We start from the raw sequence: 18,267 nt of genomic DNA on the forward strand, positions 1-18,267 counted from the left end.
CAAATAAAAAATACTAAATCGAATATTAGAAACCGTTTACTTTATGTTGAGGGAATAAATGTCGCCAACTATAGTCAATAAGTAACGGTAGAAAGGAATGACAATGGAACTGTCACAAAACGAAAGATTGACCCTAGTGAAGTACGCATTAAACGTACTCGATGGGTGGGGTGCATCTAATTTACAGACAGAAGCCATTTTAGAAATTTCGCCTGAGCAGCATGCACGCTTAAAAGTTACGCCGGCTACTGTGCCTATTGGCCCTTCAACACTTGAGCGCGTTCACTTAGTGGTTGAAATAGATGGCCTACTGCGTAGCGCGTTTGAAAGTTCTCATTTCATCAACAACTTCATTAATGTCAGAAACAATGCCAAAAACTTGAACGGGTACGCGCCCATAGAGCATATTGAGAGAGGAGACCTCACCGCTCTTAAACGTCTCAAACAGTATGCTAAAGACATGGCTCGTAATGCAGAACGGAAACAGGACGATTATTAAGCTATTAATAGCTATATTCTTATCGCTGTAGATTAAAATAACTCTCCCGTCGCGACATTCAAATAAACTTTATTCTCCGATTCAATCCCACCACAGTAGGTAAAATAAACACTATCTTGATGATTAATCGACTTTACCCAACCACTTAGTTCTTCAAAATCAGACAATCTGCATCGTTCTTGCTTCACCAGTTTAGTGGAAGCGTCAAAGAATTTTTCTTGATAGAGCATAAAGTCATCACTGCCTTTGATGTAGTCCGTTAAGACATTTAACCAACGCTCGCCGCTCAGGTTAACTTCTTTAGTCACTAGATGCTTTGTATTTACCCACTGAGATATTTCTTCCGCCCCTTCTTCGAGTTGATAAATTGGCGCGATGCGTATCCACTCCCCCTCTCTCTCAAGAACTTTCAACTTTTCACCATAGTACGCCACACCATCAGTTGCAGAGGCGAGGTCGGGTTGAGTAAGGACGTTCTCGAATGATCTCGCTACAAAATAATATTCTGGTAAAGGAGACGGGGTGGGCTGTTCAACAACAATGTCAGAAGGCGCATCATCGTTTGTATTCTGTAAATCAGGATGCGTTCGAGGCACAATCGCTTCGGTCTCATCTTGATTGAAATAGCCCAGATAATAAGCAATACCAAGACCAGCTAATACTAGCGTTACGACCGCCAATACAATAACCACTACCTTTTTCACAACTGACCCATTTTATCTAATGCTTGTTATTCGTTATCGGCAACAAGGGTGAATAATTAACTCAGGATTCTAGCAGATAATCACACTTCGCTAAATTCGCGCTTTAAATCATCCTGCAATACATATAAATACATTCATTAAGTTAATGAATGTGCTAGTATTTCTGCAATGTTTACTTCGTCTGTATTTACTGCAACAGAACGACTATATTTCAATCAATAGAGCACTAAGCGCTGGTTTGCGCTCTCCATTACTTAATGTAATGTAGAGCAACTAAGCTGGTCGATTAGGGTATACCTAAGTCAGTGATTAAACTCGATTTCAAGATCAAATCGACTAGTATAGGTTTAGCACTATTGTGTAAGGGTTAGTTATTAATGCGCTTAAAGTTGTTATTAGGACTACTGATTTCTCAGTTTGTATTTGGCATTACTATCGCCAGTGCTAACACTAACGCAGGGAACAGTATAGAGGATGGTAAAACATTCACTATAGGGGTACTTAGTAGCAAAGCCCGAAAGCATATTGGTTTCTCTGCGCCACTTGCCAGGTACCTGGCTGACAACCTCCGTCAATATGGGTATACGAAAGCCGAGGTCAAGGTAACCAAATCGGCGTTAGAGCTCGGACAATGGTTGGATTCTGGAGAAATAGATCTGGTATCTGAAACTCTGTTTGCTGCACTCGCTTTACAAAGCGAACATAATGGTGAAATTATTCTTCGACGTTGGAAAAAAGGTGAATTTGAATACCACACCGTGTTTTTTGCCCGAAAGGACAGCGATATCAATTCATTGTCCGATCTAACCGGGAAAACTATTGCTTTAGAAGACCAAAGCTCAACCTCCGGGTTTTACTTGCCGATGAAAACACTGAGTGAATATCATCTAGAACCAGTACGTTTCGCGAGCTCCTTTACTCCTGGTCTAAAAGATAAAGTTGGTGTCGTACTGACAGGGGACGTTCTTCCTAAAGCGGATGAAATCTCGTTATCTACTTGGGTCTATCGTTCTCAAGTAGATGCGGCCGCTTTCTCTAACGCCAATTGGGACGATTTGGGAGATATGCCTCAACATATAAAGTCGACCATGAAAATTTTCTATCGTACTGAAAGTGTTCCTCGCAGTGTCATGGTTATCAGAAACAACCTTCCAACAGAGGTAAAACAGACCGTTAAAGATACATTGCTCAACGCAGACTCGGATCAGACGGGCGCTGCTGCGCTTGCACAGTTTCAGAAAACGGCAAAGTTTGATGAGATACCTGCGTCCCAACTCACATTATTTCCACAATACAACGCCGCTCGTCTTCAAGTCGAAGAAGCATGGTTCAACTGATTTAGGGTAATTGAATGAAGTTGAGACTACGACTACAAGGACAATACATGCTAGTGACATTTGCACTAGCTGTTGTCATGACGTTGACCAGCGCAGGTATTCATATATGGCTTTCCTCAGCGCAATCGAGTCGACTGCTAAATGAGCTAACCGTTCAAAACAGCAAGACCTTTCGAGCCGAGTTGAGTAAACGAGCTGAGCAAATGTCGAGCTATCTGTCAGATGCGATGTTTGATCCTCTTTATATGTATAACCAAGAAGAGGCCAGCTACCTCATTAAGCCAATTACCCAATTAGGTGAAGTTAAACGTCTGGTCATCTTTGATAAACAAGGACGAGTATTTCACGATGGGGATGAATCACTGGAAAACATCGGTAAACCTTTTCCTTATCCCAACCAGATTAGCAGCGTCCTACGTTATGGCAGCTCAATTCAGTCTTTCGGACCTGATAGCCTAACCGTATTCCGCCCAATCGCAGCAGCAGACCAAGTAATTGGTGGTGTGTTTATCGAACTATCACTCGATAAGGTGCAAAAGGATATTGATTCAGTAGCAACTCTGATAAAGGCCATCGATAGACGTTCTCAAGAGGAGCTATACATTGGCGTGGCACTGGCAGCCGTATTACTGCTGACTATCTCAGCTATCATCGCAACCATCATTTCTCGCCGTTGGAGTAAGCCGCTCATTAAGCTTACCGAGCAAACCGACGCCATAGGCCGAGGAGATTTTACTCGTGCGGAAAACATCACCGCGGTTGATAGACAGGATGAGATTGGGGACTTGAGTATTGCCGTTCGTTCAATGGCAACCAAACTCGAGCAGCGCACGCAGAAGATCACTCACCTAGCCTACCACGATGCGTTAACTGAACTGCCTAACCGCACACGTTTTATACAGCATTTGCAGAGCACAATTAAGTCTTATCCAGCGACTTCATTTTCGGTGTTGTTTCTCGATTTAGATGAGTTCAAGGTAATCAATGATAATTACGGTCATGATAGTGGTGATTTTTTACTGATAAGGCTGGCTGAAAAACTCAGTTTATGTGCTCGTGACATTACCAATGACCACCCCCTGACCATGATTTCTCGTATCGGTGGTGATGAGTTTTTAATGCTTATTCCGCACTTAAAAACAACAGAGGACGTAGACGCCGTAATCAAAAAGATCTTTGTCGCGGTGCGCTCTCCTATTTTGATGGAAAATGAAGAACTCGTTGTTGGAGGCAGTATAGGTGTCGCCAGATATCCGTATAACGGCAAAACGTCTGAAGATTTAATCAAAAATGCAGACATTGCCATGTATCGAGCCAAAGCTGATGGCAAGAACACTCATAAGGTCTTTACCCCTAAGATGTTCAAGTCTGTCGTACATCGTGCCAATATTGAACGAGAATTACGACGTTCACTGTCCGATTTGCAACAATTCGAACTCTGGTTCCAACCATTGGTTTGCATAAAGACCGGACGGATACTTGGTGCTGAGTCGTTAGTTCGTTGGAGGCACCCAACCCTAGGTATCGTTCCTCCTGTTGATTTCATATCTATTGCAGAAGAAACCGCGATGATATTGCCATTAGGGCAATGGTTAATTGAAAGACTTTGTATTCAGCTACAGCAGTGGGCACCTTACTTCGCACCTGATTTCCATGCGTCTATCAATATCTCGTCAAAGCAACTTTACAGACAGAATTTGGTGGAAATGTTCGCGTTTTATATGGAGAAATATCAAGTTCCAGCCAAAGCAATTCGAATCGAAATCACGGAAAGCTTACTGCTTCAAGACGAAGATGAGGCAGAACGTACGCTAAAAGCGATCCGCGAGAGTGGCATTGAAGTATGGTTAGATGACTTTGGTACTGGCTACTCGTCTTTAAGTTACTTGCGTAAGTTTACTGTAGACGGAATTAAGATTGACCGTTCCTTTGTTAGAGACATTATCACTGACCCTAAGGATCAACAATTGGTACAGGCCATGGTCGCTATGGCGAAAAACCTCGACTTACTTGTTGTTGCCGAAGGAATCGAGAAAATCGAACAAGCCGAGAAACTGTCACAGTACGGCTGCCAGATTGGACAAGGGTATTACTACGATAAACCAATGCCTGTGGATGACTTTGTGAAAAGGCTCATCAATGCCAGCGAGTCTAACGTGGTTGAATTCAAAATCTAAAAAAGCCGCTCCAATGGAGCGGCAATACTCAACGACATGTTTTGTTATAGTTATGAGGAAACAAACTCTCTTAAATATCTTGCAATGCCAATATCGTTTTCTTGAGATTAAGGCTATTTATTCAGTCTTAGATCCACTTCTACCGCTAACGCCACTGACGCTCCCACCATAGGGTTGTTACCCATCCCGATGAAACCCATCATAGCCACGTGAGCTGGCACTGAAGAACTACCTGCAAATTGGGCATCAGCATGCATTCTGCCCATTGTGTCTGTCATACCATAGCTCGCAGGACCCGCCGCAACATTATCTGGATGTAGAGTACGACCAGTACCACCACCAGAAGCTACAGAGAAGTACGCTTTACCTTGGTTAAGTCTTTCTGATTTGTAAATACCCGCTACCGGATGTTGGAAACGCGTTGGGTTGGTCGAGTTACCTGTGATACTTACATCAACTTGAGCGGCATGCATGATGGCCACACCTTCACGGACATCGTCCGCACCGTAACACAAGATTTCTCCACGCTCGCCTTTACTAAAGCGTTTGCGGCTAACTTCATTGAGTTCGCCTGTTGCGTAATCATATTGAGTACGTACGTAAGTAAAACCGTTAATGCGTGAGATGAGGTAAGCGGCATCTTTACCTAGGCCGTTAAGGATAACTCTTAATGGCGATTTTCTAGATTTGTTTGCATTCAGTGCAATTTTAATCGCACCTTCCGCTGCCGCAAATGATTCATGACCAGCAAGGAATGCAAAACACTGTGTTTCTTCATTAAGTAATCGAGCTGCCAACGCACCATGTCCTAAACCTACTTCACGCTGCGCTGCTACACTGCCCGGTTTACAGAATGCTTGCAAGCCCTCACCAATTGTTGAAGCCGCTTCCGCCGCTGTCGCTGCTTTACGATGAAGAGCTAAAGCAGTACCTAAAGTATAAGCATCACATGCGTTATCAAAGGCGATTGGCTGCGTGTCTAAAACCAATTGTTTTGGGTCAATCCCCATTTCAAGACAGTAATTGTGTGCTTCTTCAATTGAGAGGAAGTTCATTTCATTAAGTAGTGCTTGTTTAGTAATAGTCATAATAAATTCCTCAACTTAGTCTTGACGTGGATTAACAGTTTTAACAGCTTCATCAAAGCGGCCATAAGTGCCTTTCGCGCTAACTAGTGCTTCGTCAGCGGCCACACCACTATTGATTTGAGCCATCATTTTGCCAAGGTTAAGGTATTCATAACCGATGATTTCACCGTCTTCATCAAGCGCTAATTGGGTAACATAACCTTCAGCAACTTCCATGTAACGAGGACCCTTGATTCGGGTTGAGTAACTCGTTCCTACTTGGCTGCGTTGAGTTTTACCTAGGTCCTCTAATGCAGCGCCAACTTCAAGACCACCTTCGGAAAAAGCGGATTGAGTTCGACCATAAGCGAATTGAAGAAAGATCTCGCGCATTGCGACGTTAATAGCATCGCAAACCAAGTCAGTATTCATCGCTTCTAGAATGGTTTTACCGGTAAGAATTTCGGATGCCATCGCCGCGGAATGAGTCATGCCTGAGCAACCAATTGTCTCAATAAGCACTTCTTCTACGATGCCATCTTTGACGTTAAGCGTTAACTTCGCTGCGCCTTGTTGTGGAGCACAAGCACCAACACCATGACTCAGGCCAGAGATTGCGATAACGTCTTTGGGATTGATCCAGCGGCCTTCGACAGGAATTGGCGCGGATGCATGAAGGTCGCCCCTTTGAATTGGGCACATAGATTGAATTTCGTGAGCGTATTGCATGTCGTTTTCCTCGATAAAGGAAAACAGGTGTAGAACGGAACTAATGATCTAACTACAGTTCGTCGATCCCAAAATAGGATCGTCCCAACAGATACACCTGTTTTCAGAAACTGTAGGAGTCATCAGCCGATTTGGCGGTTAAGTAGGTGGAACCCCATCACCTTGGTTGCAATTTTAGATCTAAATCACACTTTTGTGCAAGAGCCCTGTCTAGAACCATTATTCATAAAAATATTTAGTTTTATATTCATAACGCAATAAGCATAATGATATCAACTATTACAAAGTCGATACATAATCGGCTCTAATATCAAGGTATAGTCGTGTCATTTTGGCGTTAATTATCTTGAAAAACATCGTTTATTTAGCTTGTTAGGCATTGCTGTCTCAAAGCAGTCTCTCTAGAATTTTGAGTTTTAATTAACCACCTTTATTAACAGAATGATCGTAATGCGATATCCCTTCGCAGTGTCAACGGAGAAAAGTAGTGTCAACATCGTATTCAAGTGAGCAAAACAACAGTTGGAAGTTCGTTTTGTTGCTTGCCATCATCACAGTAGTATTTAGTGGGTTATTCGACCACGACGTCTGGACGCCCGACGAACCCCGTGTGGCCGCCATAATTCATAGCATGTACATCACAGGTGACTTCATTATCCCTCAGTTTGCTGGCATTTCATTTGTAGAAAAGCCACCTGTGTTCTTTATCATCTCAACCGTATTGATGCATGCGACAGGACTTGACGCCATTATGGCAGGGCGACTTGCTCTATCTCTGTTGTGTCTTGGCTCACTCGCCGCTACATATCGAATCGCTTACCTATTTAAAGGAGAGAATTTCGCATGGATGGCGTTGGCTGTACTTGGGACACTTGAAGGTTTTATCCTCAACTTTCACTGGTTGCGAGTTGATGCAGCACTAATGTTTACTACAATCGCTGCAACTTGGGCCTTTAGTGAAGCCTATCTGCGTCAAAAGCTAAGCTATTTAATTGTTGCAGGTGCGTTTACTGGGCTGGCCTTCTTAAGTAAAGGACCAGTCGCCATCGTGCTTTGTATTGGTCTGGCATGGGTTCCGTTAGTATTACGAGCTCTAACCTTAAGAAAACAGTTTCCAGAACAAGCGACCTCAACCAGCCAGTTTGTACTGATGCATGTAATTGGTATCAGCGTGATGTGCTTAGTCGCCGCGAGTTGGATTTATCCTTTCTACAAGACGGCTTCTCCAGAGCTTTGGAAAGCATGGTTTTGGGATAACCAGGTAGGCCGACTGACAGGCTCTGCAACGAATACACTTGGTCATAATAATGCAGGAAAACCTTTCTATTACGTGAAAGGTATACTGGAATACAGTGCGCCATGGACACCACTATTGTTACTATGGCTAGGTAACTTTATCTATAAGTTACGCCAACCAAAACAGCTCTCTTGGACAGACGGCTTCTTCGCTTTTTGGTTTGCTATCGCCATCTTTGTACTGTCTTACTCAGTAACTAAGCGTTCTATGTACTTAGCGCCGCTAATGCCGCTGTTTGCTCTTATTATTGCAGATGCGTTAACAAGCTTCTCTGGCAAATGGTTTAACTGGTACCGCAAAGGCTGGCTTGCGCTAATGTCGTTAATTCTGATTGCGTTTGCTGTTGTGCCTTTATGGTCAGGCTTTTTGCCAACGAGAAAAATACCACCCGCACTAATGGAATGGTTGAGCACGTGGCACTTGGTAGCATTGTTACCTATCGCCGCTATCGTTTTGATGGTGATCGTAGAACGTAAGCCATGGCCGCAATGGAGCAAGATGGCAATCATCACTGCCCTATTCTTCTCAAGTGCCTTTAACTACTTGTTCCCAGCGATTGATATTGCAAAAGACATGAAGCCGGACTTACAAGCTTTTGTTGAGCAAGTGCCAGCAGAAAAAAGAGACCGTATTGCAAGCGTGCGTTTCTCAGAAACTATGACTTCAATATTCTTTCTCTACCATGACTGGGCCGTTCCACAAGTCAGTGTAGAGCGCGCACAGGCCATTTTAGATGGCGTGGATCCTGACTACGATTACTTGTTGCTCGATAGAAGTAACTCAACAACCGACATAATCAAGTTCACGCCATTCCGTGAGGACACACAATATAAGATCCTCGCAAAAGGAACCCCTCGTAGTGACAAAGAAAAGGATGCGGTTTTTTGGCTTTCTGGACAATAGCTGAAACTAAATTGTCATAAAACATTTCAGCCCTCTAGAAATAGAGGGCTTTTTCCATCTAAAACTTGTTGCACAGATCACAATACCATCAACCTACATCGGTGATTTTACACAGTCGTTAATATTTAGTTGCAAACCACCCTCACGCATCTAACTGAAAATCAAGTTATTATCTTAGCGGGCTACGGCAATAATATCCCTTCCTAATGACCTCTTTGGTTCTATATAGTCTTTGCATTTGATTGGAGTTATTGAAGCCTTTATCATTTTTCAAATACGGTTGATATACCACACGACATATTTTAAAGTCTACCTCTTGGCAGTCTGGCTAACTGTCATAAAAGTCAGATAGACTCAAAACCAAATAAATAAAAACAACGTCACAGGCACATAAACATGTTCGAACAAAAGACATTTCAGTTAATGAAGAACACTCTTGAAGGCAAGGTGAAGAATATCGATGTCATCCCACGATGCAGCAAAGAGTCACTAATTGAGGCCATTCATAGCGCATCAACTGTTAATGACTTAATCGGAATCAATAAAGCGATTCTGCGCCTCATTAGTAAGGCTTAGCTGGTGCTTTGGGACGGGTAGTTGACCTGTCCCTTTTTAATTAGCGTTTAATTGATGAATGCGGACCTGGTAATTTCAATTTAGGTTGAAATTCACCTTTCGCTCCCATGTCCACAATGGTGTATTCGTTGTAACGCTCGGTGCAGTCATAGCGACTCTGGCTTAGTTTATGAGCGTTAATCATCAGCTCTTCTAACTCAAGATTATATTGATGAAACTCTTCTTCGGTTAATGTCAGCTTTGCGCTAATCAAGTAAACATTATTATCGTCAGGATCTATCTCCTGGACTTCGGCCTTTAGAGCATCAATCACTTGGTTTTTAAAGAAATTTGAGAACTGGCTATGCTTTCCAAATGCAATGTGCCGTGGTACCGACAGCTTAAACTCCAATCCCTCAGAGAGTGCAATCAACCCAACATTTTCCAAATCACGTAAATAAAGGTACATAGATTGTTTATCTAAGTCATAACGCTGCATGAGCTCGTCTGCACTTAGGTACTCATCAATAATGCCAGTCATCAATGTATACAGCTCTGGAGATTGGCAGAACGCGCTATCTTGTTGTTCAGTGTAGGTTGGTACTTCACTAACAGCGTTTTCTGCATTCAACACAATGGTCGATAGCGGTATTTGGATCAGGGCCGCAATGTCATTCATCCGACTAATGGAAAGCGGCTGATGTAAGTTGAGCAGCCGTTTTACACTTACTTCCGACACCTGAAGTGCTTTAGCAACATCCAAGTAAGACATTTTTGAGTTTTTCAGCGCTCTTTTTAACTCTTCGCAAATCTGTTTAGCGATGGCATCCATTGTACAAATGTCCCAAGTTTCTTATCGTGCCACCTAAAGTATCACATTAAGACCTAATTTTGTTTCCAATTGAGGAAACGAATCAATATGCGACCATAAAAACTCAACCACACTATATTAGGTCGCCTTATGATGAACACTATTTTCGATTTTGTCCCCGAACTACAACGACGCAGCTATCAAGAGAGTTTAGCTCCAAAAGCTCAATCTGGCTTTTTCAACTCGACACAAAAAAGCCAGCTTAAATTAGCTGGCTTGGCAATCATTGTGGTGGTCTTAAGTGGACTTTTATTTCGCTTTTACATATAAGTCCTTGGAGTAGATTCGCCCTTCAACATTATTCATTGGAAACCCGCCGACCGTAGGTCTTACTAAGCGAGCTTGCATGTAATAATAGATCGGCGCAATAGGCATATCTTGAGCTAACAAGGATTCTGCCTGATCGTAGAAACGCGCTCGCTCTTCGTCTGTTGTTGCAGCGAGTGCTCCATCAATAATCTTGTCGTAAGCCTTGCTCTTGTAAAACGCTCGGTTGCCCGCATTATCAGACGTCATCAGACTTAAGAACGTAGATGCTTCATTGTAGTCTCCGCACCAAGAAGTACGAAGTACGTCAAAGTTACCTTCACGACGAGCCACCAAGTATGATTTCCACTCTTGATTCTCTAGCTCTACTTTTGCCCCCAAGTTTTTATTCAGCATTGACGCAATAGCTACAGCAATTGATTTATTGCTTTCGCTCGTATTGTATAGAAGTTTAATGTCCAGTGGGTTGGCATCGTTGTACCCTGCTTCAGCGAGTAACTTCTTAGCCTTCTCGTCACGTTGCTTTTGTGTCCACTTGCTGTAATCAGGTTGCGTCGCGTCAAAGCCCGCTACATATTTGTGAGCAAACGTATAAGCAGGAAGATTTCCAACTTGTGTTACACCATCTGTAATCACATCACGCATAATGGTGTAGGAAACCGCTTGACGTACTTTAGGATCATTAAATGGCGCTTTGGTCGTATTGAAAGCGTAATAGTAGGTACACAGCAAAGGAACAACGGTATAGGCATCCGGCTGTTCTTTCTTGAGCTTTGGCGCCATTGCAGTAGGTACATCCGAGGTAATGTCCACTTCACCAGAGGCGTAACGGTTCATTGCTGCTGTCTGACTTTCAAACGGAATATAAGTAACCTGATTGAGTACCGTATGGTCGTTATCCCAATACTGACTGTTTCTCGCTAGTTCAATACGTTCGTTAATGACCCAGTTCTTTAGCACAAAAGCACCATTAGAAACCATACTCCCAGGCCTAGTCCACTTATCTCCAAATTGCTCTAGGTTTGACTTATGGACCGGCATCATTGATGAATGTGCAGTCATAGCGACAAAATACGGCACCTGACTGTCCAGCTCATACTTTAAGGTGTAATCATCCACAGCTTTTACCCCTAACGAATCTAGCGGCGCTTCTCCATTAATGATGGCTTGAATATTCTTGATTTTGGTCAGCTTTAAATACCAACCATTAGCCGAGGCAAAGTTAGGATCGGCGGCTCTTTTAAGGCTATAAACGAAATCTTGCGCGGTAACCGGATCGCCATTTGACCACTTCGCATCTTTTCTTAAGTGAAAGACAAAGGTTTTGTTGTCACTAGTTTCCCAAGACTCGGCAACACCGGGAATGACATTTCCTTCTTTGTCTTGAATCACTAGACCTTCAAATAAGTCCCTTAGAACATGCATTTCTGGTAACCCCTCAGCATTAGCCGGGTCCAGCGTTGCTACTTCCGCATCGTTGCCACGTACGATTTTTTGAGTCTCAGCCAGTTGTGTGCCATCGGGCACCGTCGCACTCTGTACTGAAAACGTCGCTGCAATGAGCGCTGAGAGAATCGATACTTTCCATGAAGTAGTGTGTTTCATCCTAAACCGCCTGATTGGTGTCGTTATTATAAATTTGCCCTTTGGTCATCGATAACACATTGGTTTCTTTACAACAAAAAGGCTTTCAATAGCATTACATCACTATTTATGGCATATATAACCACAGAATGCCGTGAGGAAAGGCAAGAAGTTGGGATGTAGAAAATGGATAATGCAAATCAAACAAAGCCGCAATTACGCCCAAGGGCAATAAGGGCAGAATTTCAAAACAAACCAGAAACGTATGGTCACTCTGTTTTAGGCGCACCATTATTGTACTTTCCGGCCCAAATCAACTCACCGGAGCGAGGACTCATACTGGCAGGTACCCACGGAGATGAGACCGCATCCATTACCGCGTTGTCGTGTGCCCTTCGTACCCTGCCTGCTGAATACCTGAAACACGATGTTATCTTATCAATGAACCCTGATGGCAATCAGCTGGGGACTCGCGCCAATGCCAATCAAGTCGATCTAAATAGAGCTTTCCCGACGAAGACATGGACGGACAAAGGAACAGTATATCGCTGGAGTACCTCAGCAAGTGAACGTGACGTCAAAGTAAAAACTGGTAATGTGACTACTCTTGAACCAGAGATTAGTGCCCTTGTTGACTTGATCGAGGCTCGAAGACCACAGTTTGTCGTATCACTTCATGAACCATTAGCCTGTATCGATGATCCGGAACATTCTGACTTAGGTAAGTGGCTTGCAAAGCGTTTCTCACTGCCTTTGATTGACGATGTCGGGTATGACACGCCTGGTTCGTTTGGGAGTTGGTGTGACGAGAAAGGACTGCCTTGTATCACACTTGAATTTCCTGCCATTTCAGCGGACAATGCGATAGAAGAACAGTTAGAAGCACTTATCGATTTGTTGCAATACAGTTCAACAAGTGCTTAATCACAACGGTTACTTGTCATTGCGACGTTTGAATTTGCGGCCAAGATAAACCACACCGACTAATAATGCGATGTAGTAAAAAAACTGGCTAACATACATACCAATTTCATCTTTGTTCGGTAGATTCACGTGCTCCCAAAATGTGAATACCTGTTCCGATTTACCCGAATCAAAAATCATCCAGACGGTCACCGCCAGACAGACACCTATGAATACCAAATTTCTCATTTACTACACGTGCTCCATTCATTGACTCTCTTACCTTAGCCACTTATTGGACGTGGGTGAGAGCGAGTAATCTGACAAGACTATCAGTGAAGATAAACAAAATCAGTGATTCATACCCGTTAATTTTCACTCCCGTTAAAATTAATCTAGATTACTTTACATTTTTGGACATGATTTCACTTGACGTTTATGACTAACAAGATAACGTAAGCACTCATTTTGAACACGACGGCTTTGGTTTGCATACATTTAGGCAATCTATTTTTCGCACACTCTTCCTACTCACTGCCATTTTGGTAGTGATGTTTTGTGCGCTAAAAACGAACGTTGCATACCACAGTCAACTGGTAGAAGTCGCACCAACACCCGCACCTTATATGAGCGAGGCGGCCCTGTTCAACTCCAATTCCATCGAGAAAATCGTCCATAACATCACCCCAGTTGATGAACCATGTCGATTGACACAAAAGTTGCTTGGACAATCTTTCGCTCATTTAGAAACCTTTACTCCGCTTCTGTTTTTGGTCGCTTTGTTAGCACTGCTCTCTGAGCGCAAAGTTAAGCCAGCCCATACTCGCCGAAGCGATACCTATCCTCCTAAGCTCAGGCTTCACGTAACTCACTGTACTTTCCGAGAATAAAACGCCTCCAACTTAGGTCTATTTATTACTTATTGGAGATTACTGTGTCTTATACAAACACAAAGTTAACGACTCGCACTGCGCGTAGCCGTCATTTAATGTCGCTTTGTCGACAAACACTAAGCACTCTAGTGCTAACGTTCGCGATCGTCTTCGTTGCACTCTACAGTGCAATGTCACATGCGCAATCTACGGGATGGATTCAAGATCCAATGCATCCACCGGTGAAGGTTCGACTGCTATCTACCGGCCACCTCGATCCACAAACCAAACAGATGGAGATGGTTCTTAATGTCGAACTCGATGGAGAATGGAAAACCTATTGGCGCAGCCCCGGTGAAGGCGGTGTCGCACCGGAGTTTGATTGGAGTGCTTCGACGAATGTCGAAGCGATAGATTGGCAATGGCCCGTACCTGCTTATTATGAGCAGCTAGGAGTGATGACTTTAGGGTACAAACACGAAGTCAGCTTTCCGATTATTGTCACCGTGTCAGATACGTCCAAACCAATCTCGCTCAAAGCCAACTTGCGACTGCCAAGCTGCACCAACATCTGTGTGATAGCGGATTACCCTATTGATTTAGAGATTGATCCCAATGTTCTCTCACTAGATTCCGATGCTGCGTATCTATTTGGTCAAGGCATGAGCTTGACGCCCAAAAAGGACAATCAAATCTCCGTAGAAGCAAGCTACTGGAATCAGCAAGCACAAGAGCTTCAACTTAAGCTCACCAGCAAAACAGCTTGGAAAAAACCACAGATTTTGGTCGATGGAGACGAAGTCAGTGATGAGTTCTTCGCACAGCCCAAAATAACCATCGAAGGCAATACTCTGTATGCCAAGTTTGATGTTAGCAATTGGCTTGGCGAAGCAGATATCAGTGACAAGAACATTCAAATTACCGTGTCAGATGAGCTGATATTAACTGAGACCTCAACACAAGTGTCCACGATACCAATGGCCTATCCTGAGAGTGGAAGCCTTATTTGGATGATAGGATTTGCTCTCATAGGCGGTCTGATTCTCAATATCATGCCTTGTGTACTTCCAGTGCTTGGCATGAAGCTTAACAGTATCATCTCGGGTGTGAATCAATCGCCAAAGCAAGTTCGATTGTCATTTCTTGCTTCATCGGCTGGTATCATTAGCTCATTCCTATTACTTGCTGGGGCGTTAACATCACTAAAGATGGCTGGCCATATGGTTGGTTGGGGTATCCAATTCCAAAATTATTGGTTTATTGCCTTTATGGCGATAGTTACCCTATTGTTTTCAGCAAATTTGCTTGGCTTATTCAACATACAACTCCCAAGTAGTCTCAACACTTGGATGGCATCTAAAGGTGACCACAGCTATGGTGGTCACTTCGTTCAAGGGATGTTTGCAACGTTACTAGCGACACCATGTAGTGCCCCCTTCCTTGGTACTGCCGTTGCTTATGCACTGGGAGCAAGCTATACCGAGCTTTGGTTGATCTTTGTGGCACTCGGCATCGGAATGAGCTTACCGTGGCTGTTGTTTACGCTATTCCCATCCTTGGTTAATGTCTTCCCTAAACCGGGTCCTTGGATGAACAAAGTGAAGCTAGCGTTTGGTGCAATGATGTTATTGACCAGTCTTTGGTTAGTAACACTACTGTCAACCTTTATTGGCTTTACTTTAACCGCTATGTTGGTAGCCATTATTATCATTGCTACCTTGGTACTCATTGGCAAACAATACGGGCGTAAGGCAGTAGCAATTCTCTCTGCGCTATCGATTTTTGTTGTTGGTGGTGGACTGATCATCGGCAGTGTGACCGCAGATAAATGGTCTACGCCTATCGTTGATGATCTTCACTGGCAAAAGCTGGATCGTGACCAAATACCAGCGCTAGTGGCGCAAGGAAAAACCGTATTTGTTGATGTTACTGCTGACTGGTGCATTACCTGTAAAGCCAACAAAATTGGCGTCATTCTACAAAACCCAGTTTATGAAAAACTTCAGCAATCAGACATCGTACTGATGCGTGGTGACTGGACAACGCCAAGCGACAGCGTGACTCAATACCTACAGAGCTATGGACGCTTTGGTGTGCCATTTAACATTGTCTACGGCCCAGAATATCCTCAAGGTATCCCTCTGCCCGTCATTCTAACGTCAGAGGTGGTTATGCAGTCTATCGATATGGCCAGTGGAAAAAGCCATGGGGACTAATTCAACCGATAAAAAGCCAAGGTCGAGCCGTCTTAAAAAATGGTCAAAAGAGCTCGTCAGCATTGTTATTTTGATGACATTGGTTTCAATAGCTCTTGATTGGTATCGCAGTACATCAATGCCCAGTGGTGAAGCGCCTTCGTTAAAAGCGATGACCACCCAAGGTTTGCCTGTCGATATCATTCAACAAAGCCAGGAAAAGCCGGTTGTACTGTATTTTTGGGCGACATGGTGTGGTGCTTGTAAATTTGTCAGCCCAACAATCAACTGGTTTGCAAGCGACCATCAGGTGCTGTCTATTGCCCTATCGTCGGGTACAAATGAACGCGTCCAACAGTATATGACTGCTAAGGAATACGATTTTCCGGTAATTAACGATACAACCGGGCTAATTAGTCGACAATGGAACATCAGTGTCACACCGACCGTTGTCATCATAAACAAGGGGCAGATTGAGAGTATCTCGACTGGCATCATCACGCCGATTGGGCTGTGGTTACGAATTTTATTTGCCTAGTGTTCACTGGGCATAAGGAAAAACAATGAAAAAAACACTTATTTCAATGGCGATCAGTATCGCTGCGCTACTTCCAACTCTGTCTCATGCTGCTTTAACCGCTGAGCAACAACAACAGTTAGACAGTATTCATCAGCTATTGACCGAAAACCCAGAGATCATCGGCGATCTACAGCTAAGTCTTCAACAGTATGTCGAAGGTCAAAAACAGCTTGAGAATGCAAAAAAGCAGAGTGAATCATGGCTAAACGATACGACAATTCACACTGTTCTGGGAAATACAGATGGATCGACAGTCATCGTCAATTTTACCGACTATAACTGCCCATATTGCAAGCGCTTGGATGGCGAACTGACGAAGTTAGTTGCTAACTATAAAGATTTAAAAGTCATCAATATCTATGTCCCGCTCAAGCAGCAAGTCATTGAAGGGCTCGATACTAACTCCGCAGCATTTGCCATTAAGGTTTGGCAGCAAGCACCCGAAAAGTTTGTAGAAGTGAATCGTCTACTTGTCGCGAAACCTGGTATACATACCAAAGACTCTATCGAAGCCATCGCGAAAAAGACAGATACAACACAGTATCTAACAGGTGATACGAAAATTAACGAGTCTTTAGTGAAAAACTACAAAACATTTGTTGCCTTAGGCTTACGTGGGACACCCGCTATGTTCATTGGCGATGAGCTGATTCCAGGCTATGTCCCTTACGACAAACTGGAACAGGTCATCAAAAAGAACATGGCTGAAAACGCTAGCTAATTGGCCCCCAACCATAATGCTCAGAAAGCTGATTGAGCTTTCTGAGCTCTTCTTTCGTTTCGGTCATTAGCCATTGCGCTAACTCCTCAACAATCGGTGAGCCCGTCCTCTTATGGCAGAAATAGCGCCAACTACTAAAATGGATCTGCGCATTTTTGGGGCACACAAGATACTCTCGTTCCAGTTCCGGTAAAGCAAGCAGTAAATCGGTAACGGCAACACCATGGCCTGACAAGCAAGCACTCAAGGTTAAATCCAAGGTAAAAAATGTTGAATTTCGCACCGGTTGATTACTCTTGTATTGGATTTTATCCAACCACACTCGCCAATCAATATGATCAAGTGTTGGATGCAGTCTTGGTAGCGTCAGAAGGTGTTCAATATCGCGGTTTTCACCGAGTAACTGCTGAGTACAAACAGGTGCCATGTACTCTTCCCGCATAAAGGATATTTCCGGATCGTTTTGATAAGCTTCACTTTCACGAGTGGTAAAAACGAATAGGTCATAATCGCCTTTCCTTAAACTTTCCTCTTCATCAATTACCGGAATAACGGCAATTTCATAATCAGGGAAACGCTCGTTTAGCTTCTGTATTTTCGGTAATAGCGCTCGAGTGGCATAACTTAACGCTGCGCGAATCACTATCTTGTTACTCTGGAGTTCTTTCCAAGACTCAAGCAACGACTGAAGGGCCTGATAATTACGTCCCAAAACTTCAAACAGTGCTTGCCCTTTCAACGTCAGCTGAATTGAGCGATGACCACGAATAACCAATGATGCATTGAGATCATCTTCAAGTTGCTTAACTTGGCGGCTCACTGCACTTTGAGTAACGTGAAGCTCTTGCGCTGCAGAGGTAAAGCTCATATGCCTTGCTACGGTTTCAAAGACTTTTAGTGCATTGTGTGAATAGGGAATATTCGAATATAGATTCATAATTGCTCACATGATCTGAAGTCATGCCAGAGTGACACAAATGTTAATTGAACACCATAGTTATGCATA

17 protein-coding genes and 1 riboswitch are annotated in these 18,267 nt (G+C 43.4%); of the genes, 10 read left to right on the plus strand and 7 right to left on the minus strand.

Annotated elements, in window-relative coordinates; genetic code table 11:
- Nucleotides 1-103: 103 nt before the first annotated feature.
- A complete protein-coding gene (locus HW45_RS11915) occupies nt 104-499 on the plus strand; it encodes a hypothetical protein (protein WP_038227129.1) in 396 nt (131 codons plus the stop codon).
- Nucleotides 500-531: 32 nt separating this feature from the next.
- Here HW45_RS11915 and HW45_RS11920 read toward each other — a convergent pair whose 3' ends face one another.
- Nucleotides 532-1,203 carry a hypothetical protein gene (locus HW45_RS11920; RefSeq protein ID WP_038227130.1) on the minus strand — a complete coding sequence of 224 codons (672 nt, stop codon included), beginning with the start codon at nt 1,201-1,203 and terminating at the stop codon, nt 532-534.
- Nucleotides 1,204-1,580: 377 nt separating this feature from the next.
- On the opposite strand from HW45_RS11920, the gene HW45_RS11925 reads away from it, so the two are divergent.
- Together HW45_RS11925 and HW45_RS11930 are read left to right on the plus strand one after the other, a co-directional pair.
- Nucleotides 1,581-2,540, plus strand: coding sequence for a phosphate/phosphite/phosphonate ABC transporter substrate-binding protein (locus tag HW45_RS11925; RefSeq protein ID WP_038227131.1), 960 nt, complete (start codon nt 1,581-1,583; stop codon nt 2,538-2,540).
- Nucleotides 2,541-2,554: 14 nt separating this feature from the next.
- Entirely contained in the window at nt 2,555-4,717 is a 2,163-nt protein-coding gene (locus HW45_RS11930; RefSeq protein ID WP_081875809.1) for an EAL domain-containing protein, read from the plus strand.
- Nucleotides 4,718-4,830: 113 nt separating this feature from the next.
- Here HW45_RS11930 and HW45_RS11935 read toward each other — a convergent pair whose 3' ends face one another.
- The gene (locus HW45_RS11935; protein ID WP_038227133.1) at nt 4,831-5,805 is read right to left on the minus strand and encodes a GGGtGRT protein; all 975 of its coding nucleotides are present in this window, start codon (nt 5,803-5,805) and stop codon (nt 4,831-4,833) included.
- Nucleotides 5,806-5,820: 15 nt separating this feature from the next.
- On the minus strand, nt 5,821-6,513 hold the full coding sequence (locus HW45_RS11940) for an iron-sulfur cluster assembly scaffold protein (RefSeq protein ID WP_038227134.1): 693 nt from the start codon (nt 6,511-6,513) through the stop codon (nt 5,821-5,823).
- Between the two features lie 106 nt (nt 6,514-6,619).
- A riboswitch (Fluoride riboswitch) is annotated at nt 6,620-6,684 on the minus strand.
- Nucleotides 6,685-7,000: 316 nt separating this feature from the next.
- Between HW45_RS11940 and HW45_RS11945 the strand changes: the two genes are divergently transcribed.
- Nucleotides 7,001-8,713: an ArnT family glycosyltransferase gene (locus HW45_RS11945; RefSeq protein WP_038227135.1), complete on the plus strand. Its 1,713-nt coding sequence runs from the start codon at nt 7,001-7,003 to the stop codon at nt 8,711-8,713.
- 396 nt (nt 8,714-9,109) lie between these two features.
- Nucleotides 9,110-9,289 carry a hypothetical protein gene (locus tag HW45_RS11950; protein WP_006069383.1) on the plus strand — a complete coding sequence of 60 codons (180 nt, stop codon included), beginning with the start codon at nt 9,110-9,112 and terminating at the stop codon, nt 9,287-9,289.
- 40 nt (nt 9,290-9,329) lie between these two features.
- Here the strand turns inward: HW45_RS11950 and HW45_RS11955 are convergent, their stop codons facing one another.
- Together HW45_RS11955 and HW45_RS11965 are read right to left on the minus strand one after the other, a co-directional pair.
- Entirely contained in the window at nt 9,330-10,100 is a 771-nt protein-coding gene (locus HW45_RS11955) for a helix-turn-helix domain-containing protein (protein WP_038227136.1), read from the minus strand.
- A 288-nt stretch (nt 10,101-10,388) separates the two neighbouring features.
- Nucleotides 10,389-12,011, minus strand: a complete 1,623-nt coding sequence (locus HW45_RS11965) for an ABC transporter substrate-binding protein (RefSeq protein WP_038227138.1) — start codon at nt 12,009-12,011, stop codon at nt 10,389-10,391.
- A 165-nt stretch (nt 12,012-12,176) separates the two neighbouring features.
- On the opposite strand from HW45_RS11965, the gene mpaA reads away from it, so the two are divergent.
- On the plus strand, nt 12,177-12,914 hold the full coding sequence (gene mpaA / locus HW45_RS11970; protein ID WP_038227139.1) for a murein tripeptide amidase MpaA: 738 nt from the start codon (nt 12,177-12,179) through the stop codon (nt 12,912-12,914).
- A 9-nt stretch (nt 12,915-12,923) separates the two neighbouring features.
- Here mpaA and HW45_RS11975 read toward each other — a convergent pair whose 3' ends face one another.
- Complete coding sequence (locus HW45_RS11975) at nt 12,924-13,142, minus strand: hypothetical protein (RefSeq protein ID WP_038227140.1); 219 nt, start codon at nt 13,140-13,142, stop codon at nt 12,924-12,926.
- A gap of 239 nt (nt 13,143-13,381) precedes the next feature.
- Here HW45_RS11975 and HW45_RS11980 point away from each other — a divergent pair, with 239 nt between their 5' ends.
- The 4 genes from HW45_RS11980 to HW45_RS11995 all read left to right on the plus strand — a co-directional run bounded on the left by HW45_RS11980 (nt 13,382) and on the right by HW45_RS11995 (nt 17,261).
- A complete protein-coding gene (locus tag HW45_RS11980; RefSeq protein ID WP_124941327.1) occupies nt 13,382-13,783 on the plus strand; it encodes a hypothetical protein in 402 nt (133 codons plus the stop codon).
- A 98-nt stretch (nt 13,784-13,881) separates the two neighbouring features.
- Entirely contained in the window at nt 13,882-15,981 is a 2,100-nt protein-coding gene (locus HW45_RS11985) for a protein-disulfide reductase DsbD family protein (RefSeq protein WP_038227761.1), read from the plus strand.
- Nucleotides 15,971-16,498, plus strand: a complete 528-nt coding sequence (locus HW45_RS11990) for a protein disulfide oxidoreductase (protein ID WP_038227141.1) — start codon at nt 15,971-15,973, stop codon at nt 16,496-16,498. Before HW45_RS11985 ends, HW45_RS11990 begins: the two co-directional genes overlap by 11 nt.
- 25 nt (nt 16,499-16,523) lie before the next feature.
- Entirely contained in the window at nt 16,524-17,261 is a 738-nt protein-coding gene (locus HW45_RS11995; protein WP_038227142.1) for a DsbA family protein, read from the plus strand.
- Here the strand turns inward: HW45_RS11995 and HW45_RS12000 are convergent.
- Nucleotides 17,254-18,198 carry a LysR family transcriptional regulator gene (locus tag HW45_RS12000; RefSeq protein WP_038227143.1) on the minus strand — a complete coding sequence of 315 codons (945 nt, stop codon included), beginning with the start codon at nt 18,196-18,198 and terminating at the stop codon, nt 17,254-17,256. The two genes, HW45_RS11995 and HW45_RS12000, sit on opposite strands and share 8 nt — an antisense overlap.
- Nucleotides 18,199-18,267: the final 69 nt, after the last annotated feature.

The sequence above is a fragment of the Vibrio sp. ER1A genome (assembly GCF_000733315.1).
GTDB classification, from domain to species: Bacteria; Pseudomonadota; Gammaproteobacteria; order Enterobacterales; family Vibrionaceae; genus Vibrio; species Vibrio mediterranei.